The organism is Streptomyces sp. NPDC058964 (assembly GCF_042741275.1).
In the GTDB taxonomy this organism is placed as follows: Bacteria; Actinomycetota; Actinomycetes; order Streptomycetales; family Streptomycetaceae; genus Streptomyces.
In genome coordinates this window covers 1-17,582 of record NZ_JBHYKH010000154.1, presented here as the reverse complement: position 1 = coordinate 17,582, position 17,582 = coordinate 1, and the positions used below count along the sequence as shown (strand labels likewise).

General features: G+C 70.6%; 16 protein-coding genes. 13 read left to right on the top strand and 3 right to left on the bottom strand.

The features are described from left to right. Positions 1 to 780 (top strand): hypothetical protein (locus tag ACFW2E_RS20430; protein ID WP_384468325.1); only part of this gene is annotated, 780 nt, incomplete at its 5' end. Between the two features lie 655 nt (positions 781 to 1,435). Here ACFW2E_RS20430 and ACFW2E_RS20425 read toward each other — a convergent pair. Continuing rightward, entirely contained in the window at positions 1,436 to 1,903 is a 468-nt protein-coding gene (locus ACFW2E_RS20425; RefSeq protein ID WP_384468323.1) for a DUF3093 domain-containing protein, read from the bottom strand. Positions 1,904 to 1,961: 58 nt separating this feature from the next. Here ACFW2E_RS20425 and ACFW2E_RS20420 point away from each other — a divergent pair, with 58 nt between their 5' ends. The 9 genes from ACFW2E_RS20420 (at position 1,962) to ACFW2E_RS20380 (ending at position 10,554) form a co-directional block, all read left to right on the top strand. Beyond that, the gene (locus ACFW2E_RS20420; protein ID WP_384468321.1) at positions 1,962 to 2,546 is read left to right on the top strand and encodes a PaaI family thioesterase; all 585 of its coding nucleotides are present in this window, start codon (positions 1,962 to 1,964) and stop codon (positions 2,544 to 2,546) included. Continuing rightward, the gene (gene dut / locus ACFW2E_RS20415; RefSeq protein ID WP_384468319.1) at positions 2,543 to 3,097 is read left to right on the top strand and encodes a dUTP diphosphatase; all 555 of its coding nucleotides are present in this window, start codon (positions 2,543 to 2,545) and stop codon (positions 3,095 to 3,097) included. The genes ACFW2E_RS20420 and dut overlap by 4 nt, the downstream gene beginning before the upstream one ends. A 1-nt stretch (position 3,098) precedes the next feature. Then, complete coding sequence (locus tag ACFW2E_RS20410; RefSeq protein ID WP_384468317.1) at positions 3,099 to 3,860, top strand: DUF3710 domain-containing protein; 762 nt, start codon at positions 3,099 to 3,101, stop codon at positions 3,858 to 3,860. Positions 3,861 to 4,019: 159 nt separating this feature from the next. Further along, positions 4,020 to 5,198, top strand: coding sequence for an alginate lyase family protein (locus tag ACFW2E_RS20405; RefSeq protein WP_384468315.1), 1,179 nt, complete (start codon positions 4,020 to 4,022; stop codon positions 5,196 to 5,198). Positions 5,199 to 5,264: 66 nt separating this feature from the next. Further along, positions 5,265 to 5,963 (top strand): ABC transporter ATP-binding protein, encoded by a 699-nt coding sequence (locus tag ACFW2E_RS20400; protein WP_384468313.1) that lies wholly within the window; start codon positions 5,265 to 5,267, stop codon positions 5,961 to 5,963. Between the two features lie 133 nt (positions 5,964 to 6,096). Next, positions 6,097 to 8,640, top strand: a complete 2,544-nt coding sequence (locus tag ACFW2E_RS20395; RefSeq protein WP_384468311.1) for an ATP-binding protein — start codon at positions 6,097 to 6,099, stop codon at positions 8,638 to 8,640. Next, positions 8,637 to 9,323 carry a response regulator gene (locus ACFW2E_RS20390; protein ID WP_384468309.1) on the top strand — a complete coding sequence of 229 codons (687 nt, stop codon included), beginning with the start codon at positions 8,637 to 8,639 and terminating at the stop codon, positions 9,321 to 9,323. Before ACFW2E_RS20395 ends, ACFW2E_RS20390 begins: the two co-directional genes overlap by 4 nt. A 67-nt stretch (positions 9,324 to 9,390) precedes the next feature. Next, complete coding sequence (locus ACFW2E_RS20385; RefSeq protein ID WP_362327433.1) at positions 9,391 to 9,789, top strand: OB-fold nucleic acid binding domain-containing protein; 399 nt, start codon at positions 9,391 to 9,393, stop codon at positions 9,787 to 9,789. Between the two features lie 3 nt (positions 9,790 to 9,792). Beyond that, positions 9,793 to 10,554: a DUF3159 domain-containing protein gene (locus ACFW2E_RS20380; RefSeq protein ID WP_384468307.1), complete on the top strand. Its 762-nt coding sequence runs from the start codon at positions 9,793 to 9,795 to the stop codon at positions 10,552 to 10,554. A 123-nt stretch (positions 10,555 to 10,677) separates the two neighbouring features. Here ACFW2E_RS20380 and ACFW2E_RS20375 read toward each other — a convergent pair whose 3' ends face one another. Continuing rightward, the gene (locus ACFW2E_RS20375) at positions 10,678 to 11,349 is read right to left on the bottom strand and encodes a potassium channel family protein (RefSeq protein WP_384468305.1); all 672 of its coding nucleotides are present in this window, start codon (positions 11,347 to 11,349) and stop codon (positions 10,678 to 10,680) included. Next, positions 11,349 to 12,020, bottom strand: coding sequence for a potassium channel family protein (locus tag ACFW2E_RS20370; RefSeq protein WP_384468303.1), 672 nt, complete (start codon positions 12,018 to 12,020; stop codon positions 11,349 to 11,351). The genes ACFW2E_RS20375 and ACFW2E_RS20370 overlap by 1 nt, the downstream gene beginning before the upstream one ends. A 601-nt stretch (positions 12,021 to 12,621) precedes the next feature. On the opposite strand from ACFW2E_RS20370, the gene ACFW2E_RS20365 reads away from it, so the two are divergent. The 3 genes from ACFW2E_RS20365 (at position 12,622) to ACFW2E_RS20355 (ending at position 17,391) form a co-directional block, all read left to right on the top strand. Beyond that, a complete protein-coding gene (locus tag ACFW2E_RS20365) occupies positions 12,622 to 14,670 on the top strand; it encodes an APC family permease (RefSeq protein WP_384468301.1) in 2,049 nt (682 codons plus the stop codon). Between the two features lie 65 nt (positions 14,671 to 14,735). Continuing rightward, a complete protein-coding gene (locus ACFW2E_RS20360; RefSeq protein ID WP_384468299.1) occupies positions 14,736 to 16,076 on the top strand; it encodes a class I SAM-dependent RNA methyltransferase in 1,341 nt (446 codons plus the stop codon). A gap of 328 nt (positions 16,077 to 16,404) precedes the next feature. Beyond that, positions 16,405 to 17,391, top strand: a complete 987-nt coding sequence (locus ACFW2E_RS20355) for an AAA family ATPase (protein ID WP_384468297.1) — start codon at positions 16,405 to 16,407, stop codon at positions 17,389 to 17,391. Positions 17,392 to 17,582: the final 191 nt, after the last annotated feature.

Sequence of the window (17,582 nt, the reverse complement as noted above, 5' to 3'; positions counted from 1 at the left end):
CGGGGCCCCACCCCGCCACCCCCCCCCCCCCCCGCCCCAGACCACCGCGGGGGCCCCGCGGCAGGGCGGGAAAAGGCGCGGGAAAGGGCCCGGGAAGGCGTCCGTATGGGCGGCAGCCGCGCCAGGGCGGGCCTGGCGTACCTCACGGACCGGATCATCGAGATCGCCCCGCGAATCCCCGTACGGGACCTCGCCACCCTGCGCAGACAGTTTCCGGGCCTCGGTCCCGAGGAGCTCGCGGACAAACTCGTGGCCGGTGCGGCCCACGGGACCTCGACGGTCGGGGCCGGCGTCGGGGCGGCGGCGATGCTGCCGGTGCCGCCCGCCATGCCGACCGAGCTGGCCGCGGAGATCACCGGCGTCGCGGCGATCGAGCTGAAGCTGATCGCCGAGCTGCACGAGGTCTACGGCGTACGGCCGCCGGGCAGCCTCAAGGCCCGCAGTACCGCGTATCTGTCCTCCTGGTCGGGGGAGCGCGGGATCGAAGTGATGAGGCCGTCGACGTACGACCGCGCCCTCGGCAGCCAGATGAAGCGCGAGCTGCGCCAGCAGATCATGAAGCGGATGGTCCGCGACCTGCCCAACCTGATGCCGTTCATGGTCGGCGCGGCGGTCGGGGCCGTGATGAACCGCCGGGACACCAAGAAACTCGCGGCACGGATCCGTTCCGACCTCCGCAAGATCCAGGTCCCTTGGGATGCCCTGACCGAACTGCCTCCGCTGGAGCCGCCGGCTGAGCCTCTGACGTTGGGGGACATCGCCAAGGAACTCGAGCGCTGACGGATCGCCCCGCGGATGCCGGGCAGGCAGCCCGCGCGACTCATCCGAACGGGCGAGCTTTCGGGCCGCTCGCACACTCATCTGGGGCGGGAGTGTCCATTGCGGGGCGCCCGGCGGCCGTGACGTGGACGAGTGGCGCTGTGCGGCGGTGGCAACCGGCCCCCGCGGAGGTTTTCCAGGATCGGGTCCGACCGGGCGGCGCGCTGCCCTCAAGGGGCCCCAGCGCTGCCGTGAGGGGCTTTCTGCGCTGCCCCGACCCGCCCCGCCCCAGGGGGCTCCGCGCCGCCGTAGAGCGCCGCTCGAGGCCGCCGTGTCGGTACGTCGCGAGCGCGTGACCGCGGGGTCACGGCGAGGGGTCTTCGGGCGTTCGGCCGCGCCGCGGGTGCCCAGCCTTGTCGTAGCGGGGGTCGGGGTCAGCCGTGTCGGAGTTCGGCGGGTGCGTGACCGTCGCGGGTTGCGCTGCGACCGCCCCCGAGGGGACTTCGCGCGCCCCGCCCTCCCGCAGGAGCTCGGCGCAGGCGCAGCGGGTCGCTCAGGGACGCCGTGGGGGCCCCGTCCGCCACCGGCAACATGAGGCCTCGTGCGCCCCGTCCGGCCCCGTCGCGCATCAACGGCGGCCGCACCTCCGGAGAATCCGGGGCCCGGGCCGGGCCCGTCAGGCCGTCGTCGCTCCCCGTGCCGCCTCGATCGCCGCGGCCAGCTTCTCCGGCTCTCGCGTCGACAGGTAGAGGTACGGCGTGGGGTCGTCCGGGTCGGTGACCTCGACGCGCAGTGCCCTGGGGATGTACGCGCGGAGGAGGAGGAAGGCACGGGTGTCGGCCTTGTAGGTGCGCCAGGCGCGGGCCTCCTCCGGGTCCAGGATCTCCGAACCGCCCAGGGCCGACACGGGGATCTTGGCCTCGCCCGCGATCAGGGAGTCACCCACGACGCGGATGCGGATCGAGCCGTAGGAACTGGCGACCACCGCCGCGGCCGCCGTGCCGCCCACCAGGCCGCCCAGCAGCGGCAGGGTGCCGAACGGGAGCAGGATCAGGGCGAAGGAGACCCCGACCAGGAAGCTGATCAGCCACCAGGAGCGGGGGGCGGTGAGGCGTTCTTCGTAGGGGGTGGCGGAGGGCTGCATGGAGCCAAGCTTGGCACGGTGTCCGGATACCGCCGACGCGCGGGTAAGGTCTGCGCCTGTGAGTGGTAGTTCCGCAGCTCTTAAGCCTCCCGCCGATGCCGTGAAACCCGCGCGGCACCCCGACGCTCCCGCGCCCGGTGAGCTTCTCGGTGCGCACTACGAGCACTGTTTCGGGTGCGGCCACGAGCAGCCGCACGGGCTGCACCTGGAGGCGCGGGCCGGTGAGGGCGTCTCCCTCACGGCCGAGTTCACCGTGCAGCCCGCCCACCAGGGTGCCCCCGGTCTCGCGCACGGCGGCGTGCTGGCCACCGCCCTGGACGAGACGCTCGGTTCGCTCAACGGGCTGCTGCGGACCATCGCCGTCACCGGCCGGCTGGAGACGGACTTCGTGCGGCCGGTGCCGGTGGGGACGACCCTGCACCTGGAGGCCGAGGTGATCGCCGTCGCCGGGCGGAAGATCTACTCGACCGCCACCGGACGGATCGACAGCCCCGTCGGCCCCGTCGCCGTCCGTGCCGACGCCCTCTTCATCGAGGTCGAGGTCGAGCACTTCGTCAACAACGGCCGCAGGGAGGAGATCCAGGCGGCCATGAGCGACCCGGACCAGATCCGGCGCGCCCGTGCCTTCGAGGTGAACCCGTGAGCCCCGTGAACCCCCTGGACGTACTGATCCGCCGTGTCGACCCCGACGTACCGCTTCCGGCGTACGAGCACCCCGGTGACGCGGGAGCCGACCTGCGGACGACGCAGGCGTGCGAGCTGAAGCCGGGGGAGCGGGCCGTACTGCCCACGGGAGTGTCGATCGCCCTCCCGGAGGGGTACGCGGCCTTCGTGCACCCCCGATCCGGTCTCGCCGCCCGCTGCGGTGTCGCCCTCGTGAATGCCCCGGGGACGGTTGATGCCGGGTACCGTGGGGAGATCAAGGTGATCGTGGTGAATCTCGACCCGCGCGAGGCTGTGCGGTTCGAGCGCTTCGACCGGATTGCCCAACTGGTCGTCCAGCAGGTCGAGAGGGTCCGCTTCCAGGAGGTCGCGGAACTTCCCGGCTCGGCGCGGGCCGAGGGGGGCTTCGGGTCCACCGGCGGTCATGCCGCGGTGGGCGACGTGAGCGGCACAAGCGGTCAGGCCGCCGAAGGCGGTCGGACGGGTGGGAATCGATACGCTTCGGTCGTATCCGACCGGGAAGGACAGTGACGTGTTCGGACGTCGCAAGAAGAAGGGTGCCGCCGAGGACGCGGCCGGCGAGGCCGAGCAGGTCGTCGACAGCGTCGACACCGAGGCGGACGAGGAAGAGGGCGAGCGCGAGCGCGTTCGCCTCGAGCCGGCGCCCCGGCCCGACGGGCCGTGGGACGACACCGAGGTGCGCGAGCCGGGCGAGGGCCGGGTGGACCTCGGCGGTCTGTTCGTGCCGGGTGTGGACGGCATGGAGCTGCGGGTGGAGGTCGCGGGCGACGCGATCGTCGCGGCGACGGTCGTACTGCGCGACAGCGCCATCCAGCTGCAGGCCTTCGCCGCGCCCAAGCGCGAGGGCATCTGGGGCGAGGTGCGCGAGGAGATCGGCTCCGGCATCACCCAGCAGGGCGGCATCGTCGACGAGGTCGAGGGTCCGCTGGGCTGGGAGCTGCGGGCCCAGGTGCCGGTACAGCTGCCGGACGGCACCGGGGGCTTCCAGGTCGTGCGGTTCGTCGGTGTGGACGGCCCGCGCTGGTTCCTGCGTGGTGTGATCTCGGGCCAGGGAGCGGTCCAGCCGCAGGCGGCCGGTCTGCTGGAGCAGATCTTCCGCGACACGGTCGTGGTCCGCGGCGAGGGCCCGATGGCGCCCCGCGACCCGATCGTCCTCAAGCTGCCGAACGACGCCCAGATGGTCCCCGAGGGCGTCCAGCAGGAGGAGTCCTCGCGCTTCTCCGGCGGCATGGGCCAGCTGCAGCGCGGTCCGGAGATCACCGAGGTGCGCTGAGCACTCCGCTCGGCCGAGCGGTTCAAGGGCCGTACCCCAGTCAGGGGTACGGCCCTTTCGCGTGCGCGACCCCTTGACGGGCGAATGGTCTGTACCTACGTTCCGGCCAACGCCTGTTCACAAAGGCGCTCCATGTTCACGTACAAGAACGGAGTCGCTATGCGTCGCACCGCGCTCCCCGCGTGCGTCACCACCCTCGTCCTCGGTGTCCTCGCGGCCCCCACAGCCCACCGCGCCGACGCCGCCCCCACCGCCTTCGTCCACCCCGGAGTCAGCGTCTCGCAGGGGCAGCTGGACTTCGCCCGCAGCAAGGTCCTGGCCGGCGTCCAGCCCTGGAAGGGCGCCTACGACCAGATGCTGACCGGCAAGTACGCCGACCTGAACCGCACCCCGAAGCCCCGCGCCACCGTCGAGTGCGGTTCGTACTCCGACCCGAACCACGGCTGCACCGACGAGCGCGAGGACGCCATGGCCGCCTACACCGACGCCCTCGCCTGGTACATCACCCGGGACGCCCGCTACGCCCAGAAGGCCATCCAGATCATGGACGCCTGGTCGGCCACGATCACCGGCCACACCAACAGCAACGCGCCCCTGCAGACCGGCTGGGCGGGCTCCTCCTGGCCCAGGGCGGCCGAGATCATCAAGTACACGTACACCGGCGGCTGGGCGAACTCAGGCCGCTTCGCGACCATGCTCCGCAACGTCTACCTGCCGGTCGTCATCAAGGGCTCCAACTCGAACGGCAACTGGGAACTGTCGATGACGGAGGCCGCCGTCGGCATCTCCGTCTTCCTCGACGACAAGGCGTCCTACGACACGGCCATGGCGAAGTTCCGCACGCGCACGGCCGCGTACGTCTACCTGACCTCGGACGGCTCCGTGCCGAAGACCGTGCCGAGCCAGCACCTCGACACCACCGCCAAGATCGTCTCCTACTGGCAGGGCCAGTCCACCTTCGTCACCGGGCTCACCCAGGAGACCTGCCGGGACTTCACGCACACCGGATACGGCATCTCCGCGATCTCGCACGTGGCCGAGACCAGCCGGATCCAGGGCCAGGACCTGTACGGCACCGACGTCGGCGAGCGGCTGCGGCAGGCGCTGGGCTTCCAGGCCAAGTACCAGCTCGGTGCGGCCGTCCCCGGCTGGCTGTGCGGCGGCTCCCTCAGCCTCGGGCTCGGACCCGTCACCGAGGTCGGCTACAACGCCCTGCACAACCGCCTCGGCATCGCCATGACCAACACTCGGACGCTCACCATGAACAACCGCCCGGCAGGCAGCAACAACCTCTTCGTCGCCTGGGAGACCCTCACCCACGGTGACAACCCGGCCTGACCCCGACCTGTTGAACGGCCGGGCGCCCGACAGTGATACTGGCGCCCGGTACACGGGGGAGGCTGCATGAGCGACAGCGGAGTGGTCGCCGAGACCATGGTGCGTGTCGAGAACGTCCACAAGTCGTACGGTCACGGAGCCGCCGTCGTGCACGCCCTGCGCGGTGTCTCCTTCGAGGTCCCGCGCGGCGAGCTGGTCGCCCTCAAGGGGCGCTCGGGATCGGGCAAGACCACGCTCCTGAACATCGTCGGCGGCCTCGACACGCCCGACCGGGGGCAGGTCACGGTCGACGGGCGCGACCTGGCGGAACTCGGCGAGAGCGGTCTGCTGGAGCTGCGCCGGGACCGCATCGGCTTCGTCTTCCAGTCCTTCGGGCTCATCCCCATCCTCACCGCCGCCGAGAACGTCGGCGTGCCCCTGAGGCTGCGCAGGGCCGACCCGCGCGAGCGCGAGGAGCGCGTCGAACTGCTGCTCTCCCTCGTCGGCCTGGCCGACCACGCGGCCCAGCGGCCCGGGGAGCTCTCCGGCGGTCAGCAGCAGCGCGTCGCCGTGGCCCGTGCCCTCGCCAACCGGCCCGCGCTCCTTGTCGCCGACGAGCCGACCGGTCAGCTGGACGCCGAGACGGGTCACGCGGTGATGGAGCTGCTGCGGGCCGTTGTCCACAGCGAGCAGGTCACCGCGCTGGTGGCCACGCACGACGCGACCCTGCTGGACCTGGCCGACCGGGTGCTGGAGTTGGGCGACGGCGAGATCGTGGAGCACTGAGTCACGCGGCCGTCGTGCCACATCAGGGTTGCGTCAAAGATGCCCGCTCCTCGACCCCACGTCCCATTCGCCAGGATTGTTGGCCGTAAGGTCGACGCTGCGTAGGCAGCAGTAACCGGAAGACAATGGGGCCATGGCACGCGGCAAGCTTCGGATCTACCTCGGCGCGGCACCGGGTGTGGGCAAGACCTACGCGATGCTGTCCGAGGCGCACCGCCGTATCGAGCGGGGCACCGACTGCGTGGTGGCCTTCGTCGAGCACTACGGCCGTGCGCGCACGGAGGTGATGCTGCACGGCCTGGAACAGGTTCCGCGCAGGGAACTCGAGTACCGGGGCGCCGTCTTCACCGAGATGGACATCGACGCCGTGCTCCGCCGCGCGCCCGCCGTCGCCCTGGTGGACGAACTCGCCCACACCAACATTCCGGGTTCGCGCAACGCCAAGCGCTGGCAGGACGTGGAGGAGCTGCTCGCCGCCGGGATCGACGTGATCTCGACGGTGAACATCCAGCACCTGGAGTCGCTGGGCGACGTGGTGGAGTCGATCACCGGCATCCGGCAGCAGGAGACGGTTCCCGACGAGGTCGTGCGGCGGGCGGACCAGATCGAGCTGGTCGACATGTCGCCCCAGGCGCTGCGGCGGCGGATGGCACACGGCAACATCTACAAGTCCGACAAGGTCGACGCGGCGCTGTCGAACTACTTCCGGCCCGGCAACCTCACCGCCCTGCGCGAACTGGCCCTGCTGTGGGTCGCCGACCGCGTCGACGAGTACCTGAAGCAGTACCGAAGTGAGCACCGGGTCTCCGCGATCTGGGGCTCGCGCGAGCGGATCGTGGTCGGCCTGACCGGAGGTCCCGAGGGGCGCACGCTGATCCGGCGGGCCGCCCGTCTGGCGGAGAAGGGCGCCGGCGGCGAGGTCCTCGCCGTCTACATAGCGCGCAGCGACGGCCTCAGCTCGGCGTCCCCGAAGGAGCTGGCCGTCCAGCGCACCCTCGTCGAGGACCTCGGCGGCACCTTCCATCACGTCGTCGGCGACGACATACCGGTCGCCCTGCTCGACTTCGCTCGCGGCGTCAACGCCACCCAGATCGTCCTCGGCTCCTCCCGGCGCAAGGCGTGGCAGTACGTCTTCGGGCCCGGCGTCGGCGCCACCGTCGCGCGTGAGTCCGGTCCCGACCTGGACGTGCACATCGTCACCCACGGAGAGGTGGCCAAGGGGCGCGGACTGCCGGTGGCCCGGGGCGCACGGCTCGGCCGCGCCCGGATCATCTGGGGCTGGGGCGTCGGGCTGGCGGGCCCCGCCGTCATGGCGGTGCTGCTGGACACCGTGAACCTCGGCCTCGCCAACGACATGCTGCTGTTCCTGACCTTCACGGTCGCGGCGGCACTGCTCGGCGGACTCCTCCCGGCCCTCGCCTCGGCGGCCTTCGGGTCGCTGCTGCTGAACTACTTCTACACGCCGCCACTGCACCGGCTGACGATCGCCGACCCGAAGAACATCGTGGCCATAGTGATCTTCTTCGGGGTCGCGCTGGCGGTGGCCTCCGTGGTGGACCTGGCGGCCCGGCGCACCCATCAGGCGGCCCGCCTGCGCGCCGAGTCGGAGATCCTCTCCTTCCTGGCCGGCAACGTGCTGCGCGGCGAGACCGGCCTGGACGAGCTCCTCGAGCGGGTGCGGGAGACCTTCGGGATGGAGTCGGCGGCCCTGCTGGAACGTGCGGGTGAGGTCGAGCCGTGGACCTGTGCCGGCCGCGCCGGATTCGGGCGCCCGCTGGAGCGGCCGGAGGACGCCGACGTCGACATGCCGGTCGGGGACCACCTGGCGCTCGCGCTGACGGGCCGGGTGCTGCCCGCCGAGGACCGCCGGGTACTGGCCGCCTTCGCCGCGCAGGCCGTCGTCGTGCTGGACCGCACACGCCTCCAGGAGGAGGCCGACCGGGCCCGCGCGCTGGCCGAGGGCAACCGCATCCGCACGGCGCTGCTGGCCGCCGTCAGCCACGACCTGCGTACCCCCCTGGCCGGGATCAAGGCGGCGGTCTCCTCGCTGCGGTCCGACGACGTGGCGTGGTCCGAGGAGGACCGGGCGGAACTCCTCGAGGGCATCGAGGAGGGCGCCGACCGGCTCGACCACCTGGTGGGCAACCTGCTCGACATGTCCCGGCTGCAGACCGGTACGGTCACCCCGATCATCCGCGAGACAGACCTCGACGAGGTCGTCCCCATGGCGCTGGGCGGCGTGCCCGAGGGCAGCGTGGACCTGGACGTCCCCGAGACCTTGCCGATGGTCGCCGTGGACGCCGGGCTCCTGGAGCGCTCGGTGGCCAACCTGGTGGAGAACGCCGTCAAGTACAGCCCGCCCGACCGGACCGTGGTCGTCTCCGCCAGTGCCCTCTCCGACCGGGTCGAGGTGCGGATCGTGGACCAGGGGCCGGGCGTCCCGGACGAGGCCAAGGAGCGCATCTTCGAGCCCTTCCAGCGCTACGGCGACTCTCCGCGCGGCGCGGGCGTCGGCCTCGGTCTGGCGGTCGCGCGCGGCTTCGCCGAGGCGATGGGCGGCACCCTCGACGCCGAGGACACGCCCGGCGGTGGTCTCACCATGGTCCTGAGCCTCCGCGCGACAGGATCAAGTTCCGCACAGCTCACCTCCGCACAACCGGAAAGGCAGGCCCCATGACCCGGGTGCTCGTGGTCGACGACGAGCCGCAGATCGTGCGCGCCCTCGTGATCAACCTCAAGGCCCGCAAGTACGAGGTCGACGCGGCCGCCGACGGCCGGACCGCCCTCGAGCTCGCCGCCTCCCGCCACCCCGACGTGGTGGTGCTGGACCTGGGTCTGCCCGACATGGACGGCGTCGAGGTGATCAAGGGTCTGCGCGGCTGGACCAGGGTGCCGATCCTGGTCCTGTCGGCCCGGCACTCCTCGGACGAGAAGGTCGAGGCGCTCGACGCGGGCGCCGACGACTACGTGACCAAGCCCTTCGGCATGGACGAGCTGCTCGCCCGGCTGCGGGCCGCGGTGCGCCGCGCCGAGCCCGTCGCCGGGGGCGGTGACGACGACGTCCTGGTGGCGACCGAGGGCTTCACCGTCGACCTGGCCGCGAAGAAGGTCAACCGAAACGGCAGGGACGTACGGCTGACCCCCACCGAGTGGCACCTGCTGGAGGTGCTGGTGCGCAACACGGGTCGCCTGGTCAGCCAGAAGCAGCTGCTGCAGGAGGTCTGGGGGCCGTCCTACGGGACGGAGTCGAACTACCTGCGCGTGTACATGGCCCAGCTGCGCCGGAAGCTGGAGGCGGACCCGTCGCACCCCGAGCACTTCATCACCGAACCGGGCATGGGATACCGGTTCGAGAGATGAGCCGTCCCGGTTCGAGCCGAGGGCCCGCGGGTACGTTGCCGTCGGTGCACCCCGGTACGCTTCAGATATGAGTGCTGTTCCTCGTTCCGAAAAGCCGGTGGGCCGGTTCCGCCGCATGCTCGACCGGCTTTCCTCGTCCCAGGAGGACCTGGAGTCCGAGGAACTGCGGGAGGACGCCGACACGGCGGGCTGCATCCGGATCGGTGACTGTCACGACCGACAGATAGTGACGGTAACTGGTACCTTGCGCACGGTCACCCTGCGGCCGCGTGCGGGAGTTCCGGCCCTGGAGGCCGAGCTGTTCGACGGCTCCGCCGCCCTGGACGTGGTGTGGCTCGGCAGGCGCTCCATCGTGGGGATAGAACCGGGACGCAGGCTGATCGCGTCGGGCCGGATCTCGATGAGCCGGGGCCGCCGCGTGCTGTTCAACCCCAAGTACGAACTGAGACCCCTCGGACGGGAGTAGCCCGTGACGTCACTCGACAAGGCGACCGAAGACACCACTCAGCAGGACGATGCCCGGGCGGTGACCGAGGCCGCGCTGTTCGAGGCGTTCGGCGGTGTCCGGGGCATGGTCGAGACGGTCCTGCCCGGCCTGCTGTTCGTCACGATCTTCACGATCAGCAAGGACCTGCACTGGTCCGCCATCGCCGCGCTGGCCGTGTCGCTCGTGCTGGTCGTGGTCCGGCTGGCGATGAAGGACACCGTCAAGCACGCCTTCAGCGGTGTCTTCGGCGTCGCCTTCGGTGTGGTCTTCGCGATGTTCACCGGCAACGCCAAGGACTTCTACCTCCCCGGCATGCTCTACACGCTGGGCCTGGCCCTGGCGTACATCATCACGACCCTCGCCGGCGTCCCCCTGATCGGCCTCATCCTCGGCCCGGTGTTCAAGGAGAACCTCTCCTGGCGCACCCGCAACCCCGGCCGCAAGAAGGCCTACGCCAAGGCCAGTTGGGCCTGGGGGCTGATCCTGCTCGGCAAGTGCGCGATCCTCTTCCCGCTCTATTGGTGGGCGAACACGGCACAGCTCGGCTGGGTCCTGGTCGCCCTGAAGATCCCGCCGTTCCTGCTCGCCGTCTGGCTCACCTGGGTCTTCCTCGCGAAGGCGCCCGCGCCGATCGACGTCTTCGCGGAGATGGAGGCGGAGGAGAAGACCGAGGAGGAGCGCAAGGCGGCACTCGCGGCGGAGCAGGGCGGGACGACCGGCGGACGGCACCGGCGTGAGACGTGATCCGGCACCGGCGTGAGACGTGTCCCGGCACCGGTGTCGACGTACCGGGACCCCTGACGGACCGGTGAGAAAGGGCGCCCTGAACCAATTGGGCGCCCTTTCCGCCGTAACCCGCTGAAACCGTCAGCCCTCTTCCCGCCGCACCGACAGGAGGTCCTCCAGCTGCTCCTCCCGGGCCTGCGCGGCCACGAACAGGAGCTCGTCGCCCGCCTCGAGGGAGTCGTCCTTGGAGGGGGTGAGGACCCGGGTGCCGCGGATGATGGTGACCAGAGAGGTGTCCTCGGGCCACTCGACGTCGCCGACCTGGGTGCCGGCCAGGGCCGACTCCTCCGGGAGGGTCAGCTCGACGAGGTTGGCGTCGCCGTGGCTGAAGCGCAGCAGACGGACCAGATCGCCGACGCTCACCGCCTCCTCGACCAGGGCGGACATCAGACGCGGGGTGGAGACGGCCACGTCGACGCCCCAGGCCTCGTTGAACAGCCACTCGTTCTTGGGGTTGTTCACGCGGGCCACGACGCGCGGGACGCCGTACTCCGTCTTCGCCAGCAGGGAGACGACCAGGTTGACCTTGTCGTCGCCCGTGGCGGCGATCACCACGTTGCAGCGCTGGAGCGCCGCCTCGTCCAGGGACGTGATCTCGCAGGCGTCGGCCAGCAGCCACTCGGCCTGCGGGACGCGCTCGACCGAGATGGCGGTCGGCGCCTTGTCGATGAGCAGGACCTCGTGGCCGTTCTCGAGCAGTTCGCCGGCGATCGAACGGCCGACCGCACCGGCACCGGCAATGGCGACCCTCATCAGTGACCGCCCTCCTCTTCGGGACCCTCGGCGAACGCCGCCTCGACCTTCTCGACGTCGTCCGTCCGCATCATCACGTGCACGAGGTCGCCCTCCTGCAGCACCGTCTGCGAGGTGGGCAGGATCGCCTCGCCGAGGCGGGTGAGGAACGCCACGCGGACGCCCGTCTCCTCCTGCATCTTGCTGATCTTGTGGCCCACCCACTTCGGCGACACGTGCACCTCGGCGAGCTGGACTCCTCCGGTGGGGTCGCGCCACAGCGGCTCCGCCCCGGAGGGCAGCAGACGGCGCAGCATCTGGTCGGCGGTCCAGCGGACCGTCGCCACGGTGGGGATGCCCAGGCGCTGGTAGACCTCCGCGCGGCGGGGGTCGTAGATGCGGGCCGCGACGTTCTCCACGCCGAACATCTCGCGGGCCACGCGCGCGGAGATGATGTTCGAGTTGTCACCGCTGGAGACGGCGGCGAAGGCGCCGGCCTCCTCGATGCCCGCCTCGCGCAGCGTGTCCTGGTCGAAGCCGATGCCGGTGACCCGGCGGCCGCCGAATCCCGGGCCCAGCCGACGGAAGGCCGTGGGGTCCTGGTCGATCACGGCGACCGTGTGGCCCTGCTGTTCCAGGGTCTGGGCAAGAGCGGAGCCCACTCTTCCGCAGCCCATGATGACGATGTGCACGGTCTTACCCCGCACTCCTCGCTAGGCCGCTGACTTGCGTGAACGCAGTGCTCATATCCTTCTCTCGGCTCGCCGGGGCAACGGGTCGGGGGACCTGTTCGTCGGTCCACCAGGCAACATCATGCCGGGGAATCCCCCGTGTGATCCCCTGCGGGTACGGATCGCCACCCGTGTGTGCCCAAGTCCACCGTAACCGCAGGCACTGACAGCCCCGCTCGTGCCTCCATCGAGCCTGCACCGCGCGAGTGACGGCCCCGCGCACGGCACGGCGGCGCCGTCCGCGCACCGCGCCGCGGGCCGGGATCCGGACCGTGCGCCGGGCCCCGGGGGAGACCGGACCGGCCGGTGCCCCGAGTGATGCTGCGCACGCTCAGCAGGGTCAGGATTCCGAGGCCGAGCAGTGCGGCAGCTGCGCCGATGAGCTCTGCCGTCGCGGGCATGGAACCTCCGTGGGTCGGCGAGAGGCGGGGTTTGCCATCTAGGCACGGAGAGCCCGTCGGCCGCGGAATCCGCAGTTCCAGTCGTACGTGATTTCACTCATGAGGCAGATCGTGAGACGTGGGTGGGCGACAACCAGTTCGAAGCTCTACCATGCTCTGTCGTGTCCAAACTGACCGACGTGCCCAAACGGATCCTGATCGGGCGCGCTCTGCGCAGTGACCGGCTGGGAGAAACATTCCTGCCGAAGCGCATCGCACTCCCCGTCTTCGCCTCCGACCCGCTGTCCTCCGTGGCCTACGCCCCGGGAGAGGTGCTGCTGGTCCTGTCCATCGCGGGCGTGTCGGCGTACCACTTCAGCCCCTGGATCGCGGTCGCGGTCGTGGTGCTGATGTTCACCGTCGTCGCCTCCTACCGGCAGAACGTCCACGCCTACCCGAGCGGCGGTGGCGACTACGAGGTGGCCACCACCAACCTCGGCCCCAAGGCCGGCCTCACGGTCGCGAGCGCCCTGCTCGTCGACTACGTCCTGACCGTCGCCGTCTCCATCGCCTCCGGCATCGAGAACCTGGGCTCCGCGGTGCCCTTCGTCGTCGAGCACAAGGTGCTCTGCGCGAGCGCGGTGATCGTGCTGCTGACCCTGATGAACCTGCGCGGCGTCAAGGAGTCGGGCAAGCTCTTCGCGATCCCGACGTACGTGTTCGTCGGCGGCGTGTTCATCATGATCGCCTGGGGTGCCTTCCGCGGCCTGGTCCTCGGCGACACCATGCGCGCCCCGACCGCCGGCTACCACATCAAGGCCGAGCACCAGGGCCTGGCGGGCTTCGCCCTCGTCTTCCTGCTGCTCCGCGCCTTCTCCTCCGGCTGTGCCGCGCTCACCGGCGTCGAGGCGATCTCCAACGGTGTCCCCGCCTTCCGCAAGCCCAAGTCCAAGAACGCGGCGACCACGCTCGCGATGATGGGCCTGCTGGCCGTGACCATGTTCTGCGGCATCATCGCCCTCGCGATGTCGACCAAGGTCCGCATGGCCGAGCACCCGGCCACCGACCTCATCCACAACGGCAGCCCGGTCGGCTCCGGCTACGTCCAGAACCCGGTGATCTCCCAGGTCGCCGAGGCGGTCTTCGGCAAGGGCAGCTTCCTGTTCGTCCTGCTCGCCGCCGCCACCGCGCTGGTGCTGTTCCTGGCGGCGAACACCGCGTACAACGGCTTCCCGCTGCTCGGCTCGATCCTCGCCCAGGACCGCTACCTGCCGCGCCAGCTGCACACCCGCGGCGACCGCCTGGCCTTCTCCAACGGCATCGTGCTGCTGGCCGGCGCGGCGATGCTGCTGGTCTTCATCTACGGCGCCGACTCGACGCGCCTGATCCAGCTCTACATCGTCGGCGTGTTCGTGTCCTTCACGCTCAGCCAGACCGGCATGGTGCGGCACTGGAACCGCCACCTCGCCGTCGAGAAGGACCAGGCGAAGCGCCGCCACATGGTCCGCTCCCGCGCGATCAACGCCTTCGGCGCCTTCTTCACCGGCCTGGTGCTGGTCGTCGTCCTGGTCACGAAGTTCACGCACGGCGCCTGGGTGGCCCTGCTGGGCATGTGCATCTTCTACGCGACGATGACCGCGATCCGCCGCCACTACGACCGGGTCTCCGAGGAGATCGCCGCCCCCGAGGGCCCGAGCGACGACAGCGTGCGGCCGTCCCGCGTCCACTCCGTCGTCCTCATCTCCAAGATCCACCGCCCCACCCTGCGCGCCCTGGCCTACGCCAAGCTGATGCGCTCGGACACCCTGGAGGCGCTCACCGTCAACGTCGACCCGGCGGAGACGAAGGCGCTGCGCGAGGAGTGGGAGCGGCGCGGCATCGACGTACCCCTGAAGGTCCTGGACTCGCCGTACCGCGAGATCACGCGCCCGATCATCGAGTACGTCAAGAGCCTGCGCGCCGAGTCCCCCCGCGACGCGGTCTCGGTGATCATCCCGGAGTACGTGGTCGGCCACTGGTACGAGCACCTGCTGCACAACCAGAGCGCCCTGCGCCTCAAGGGCCGCCTGCTGTTCACGCCGGGCGTCATGGTGACGTCGGTGCCCTACCAGCTGGAGTCCTCCGAGGCGGCGAAGATCCGCGCCCGCAAGCGGCAGGAGTGGAACGCGCCGGGTGCCGTGCGCCGTGGTCCGGCCGAGCAGCGGGCCAAGGAGCCCAGCGGCCGGGACTGAGGGGTGCGGGTGACGACGTAGACTGGTGGGCTGTTGTACGCCACTCGATCTGGAGTCACCCCACCATGCAGGCAGAACCGAAGAAGTCGCAGGTGGGGTCGCTCGTGGGGGCGGAGTACGAGGTCGAGGTCGGCCCCGTCGCCCACGGCGGTCACTGCATCGCCCGCACGTCCGAGGGCCAGGTGCTGTTCGTCCGGCACGCGCTGCCGGGCGAACGCGTCGTGGCCCGGGTGACGGAGGGCGAGGAGGGCGCGCGCTATCTGCGTGCCGACGCGGTCCGGGTGCTGGAGGCCTCCAAGGACCGTGTCGAGGCCCCCTGCCCGTACGCCGGCCCCGGCCGCTGCGGCGGCTGCGACTGGCAGCACGCCAAGCCCGGCGCCCAGCGCCGCCTCAAGGGCGAGGTCATCGCCGAGCAGCTCCGGCGGCTCGCGGGTCTCACACCCGAGGAGGCGGGCTGGGACGGCACGGTGATGCCCGCCGAGGGCGACAAGCTGCCGGCGGGCGAGGTGCCCCGGTGGCGCACCCGCGTGCAGTACGCCGTCGACGCCGAGGGCCACGCGGGCCTGCGCCGCCACCGCTCGCACGAGGTGGAGCGGATCGACCACTGCATGATCGCCGCCGCCGGGGTGACCGAGCTGGGCATCGAGAAGCGTGACTGGTCCGGCATGGAGTCGGTCGAGGCGATCGCGGCGACCGGCTCGCAGGACCGTCAGGTGATCCTGACTCCGAGGCCGGGCGCCCGGTTGCCGATCGTCGAGCTGGACAAGCCCGTGTCGGTGATGCGGGTCGGCGAGAAGGACGGCGGCGTGCACCGCGTCCACGGCCGCCCCTTCGTCCGTGAGCGCGCGGACGGCCGCACCCACCGCGTCGGCAGCGGCGGCTTCTGGCAGGTCCACCCGAAGGCGGCGGACACCCTGGTGACGGCGGTCATGCAGGGCCTGCTCCCGCGCAAGGGCGAGATGGCGCTCGACCTCTACTGCGGCGTCGGCCTCTTCGCCGGCGCGCTCGCGGACCGCCTCGGTGAGAAGGGCGCGGTCCTCGGCATCGAGTCCGGCAAGCGTGCCGTCGAGGACGCCCGCCACAACCTCGCCGACTTCCCCCGCGTCCGCATCGAGCAGGGCAAGGTCGAGTCGGTCCTGCCGCGTACCGGCATCACCGAGGTCGACCTGATCGTCCTCGACCCGCCGCGCGCCGGCGCCGGCCGTCAGACGGTCGCGCACCTGACGTCGCTCGGCGCCCGCCGCATCGCCTACGTCGCCTGCGACCCGGCGGCCCTGGCCCGGGACCTCGGGTACTTCCGCGAGGGTGGCTACCGGGTGCGGACGTTGCGGGCGTTCGATCTGTTTCCGATGACCCATCACGTGGAGTGTGTCGCCATCCTCGAACCGGCCGCGAAGGGCTCCTGACCTGCGGTTTTGTGCGTGCGCATTATGTGCGGTGTGGGCGTTACGGGCGATATCTTGACGCTGAAATGACGCTCGTGACGCTCATTTGACGCTCGTTCTGATGGGGTGTCAGGCCCGTTGTGTCGCTGCTCAGGCGCTCTGATGGCCACTCTGTGGGGCAGGTTGGCCGCATGGGTCTGATCGACAGTGCGCTGCTACGGTCGGTGAGCGGGAACGTCCAGGCAACACTCTGCCGCCTCGAGCCGTACGATGCAGGCGACGCAGGTGCCCATCGGCTCCTGGGTAGACCTCTCTCACAGATAGCTGGCATCGGAAGGGTGACAGGCGTATGGCGGCAAACGCCGAGCACCTGAAAGCTCTCGTGCGAGCACACGCCGAAGCCAACGACGACCTCTTCTATAGCGTCGCCCTGCAGGTGGCGGCAAAGTCCGCTCGCCAGGGGCAGGGGAAGTTCGCTGTAGAACTGCGTGAGCTGGTTGAGACCGCGCAGCAGAAGCAGAGCAGAGCTGGCAGCCGGAATGCCGCAACCCCGGTCGTGCAGCCCCGCGGCGAGCTCACCAGCCTTCTGACAGCGGGCTACCCAGACACCCAACTTGACGACATGACCCTGGACGCGGGGCTACGAGCGTCTCTGGACCGCGTGCTGCACGAGCAGCGTCAGCGCGCCCGGCTGGAGCGTTTCGGCTTCACTCCAGTGCACCGCATCCTGCTGTCCGGCCCTCCAGGAACCGGAAAGAGCATGACCGCCGCAGCATTGGCCGGCGAGCTGAAGCTGCCGTTGTTCACCATCCGTCTGGACGGGCTGATCAGCCGGTTTATGGGCGAGACCGCAGCAAAACTGCGCCTGGTTTTTGACGCGGTCGCCCAGACCCGCGCTGTCTACTTGTTCGACGAATTCGATGCCCTCGGCGCCGAGCGAGCGGCAGGCAACGACGTCGGCGAGGCCCGCAGGATCCTGAATTCCTTCCTGCTGTTCCTGGACGAGGCTCCCTCTGAGAGCCTGGTCGTCGCCGGCACCAACCACCACCAGCTTCTGGACCGGGCGCTCTTCCGCCGCTTCGACATGATCGCCACGTACGGCGCCCCCACGCCCGAGCAAGCCGTGGAGGTCATGCGCCGACGGCTAGCCGGAATGGATACAGGCACAGTACGGTGGGACGCCGTGACAGACAGTGCATCCGGTCTGAGCCATGCCGAGCTGGTCAAAGCGGCGGAAGCGGCAGCCAAGCGGGCCATCCTGGCCGGCCGAGACGTGGTGGACGAGCAACTGCTGCTGGAAGCGCTGAGCGAGCGGCACGCCTCCCACCATGCCTGAGCCCGCAAGAGCGACCCCGCACTTGGTGGTGGCCTGGCGGGCCGCCCCGCTGACCCCGCGCTCCGAGCCCTCTGGCGGAGGCGGACCGGACCTAGCCCCAATGCCGGTGACTTAGCTTGTGCCGTGCCGCGTGATGGTCACGGTGTCCGGTGCGGGTGGTAGCCAGTTGCGGTGCTCGGTCCGTTTGAGTG

Bases quoted from the DNA above. Each gene is read 5' to 3' on its own strand.
- ACFW2E_RS20425 (WP_384468323.1), bottom strand. From the start codon at position 1,903: ATGCAGCCCTCCGCCACCCCCTACGAAGAACGCCTCACCGCCCCCCGC.
- ACFW2E_RS20405 (WP_384468315.1), top strand. From the start codon at position 4,020: ATGCGTCGCACCGCGCTCCCCGCGTGCGTCACCACCCTCGTCCTCGGT.
- ACFW2E_RS20400 (WP_384468313.1), top strand. From the start codon at position 5,265: ATGAGCGACAGCGGAGTGGTCGCCGAGACCATGGTGCGTGTCGAGAAC.
- ACFW2E_RS20395 (WP_384468311.1), top strand. From the start codon at position 6,097: ATGGCACGCGGCAAGCTTCGGATCTACCTCGGCGCGGCACCGGGTGTG.
- ACFW2E_RS20390 (WP_384468309.1), top strand. From the start codon at position 8,637: ATGACCCGGGTGCTCGTGGTCGACGACGAGCCGCAGATCGTGCGCGCC.
- ACFW2E_RS20385 (WP_362327433.1), top strand. From the start codon at position 9,391: ATGAGTGCTGTTCCTCGTTCCGAAAAGCCGGTGGGCCGGTTCCGCCGC.
- ACFW2E_RS20375 (WP_384468305.1), bottom strand. From the start codon at position 11,349: ATGAGGGTCGCCATTGCCGGTGCCGGTGCGGTCGGCCGTTCGATCGCC.
- ACFW2E_RS20360 (WP_384468299.1), top strand. From the start codon at position 14,736: ATGCAGGCAGAACCGAAGAAGTCGCAGGTGGGGTCGCTCGTGGGGGCG.
- ACFW2E_RS20355 (WP_384468297.1), top strand. From the start codon at position 16,405: ATGGCGGCAAACGCCGAGCACCTGAAAGCTCTCGTGCGAGCACACGCC.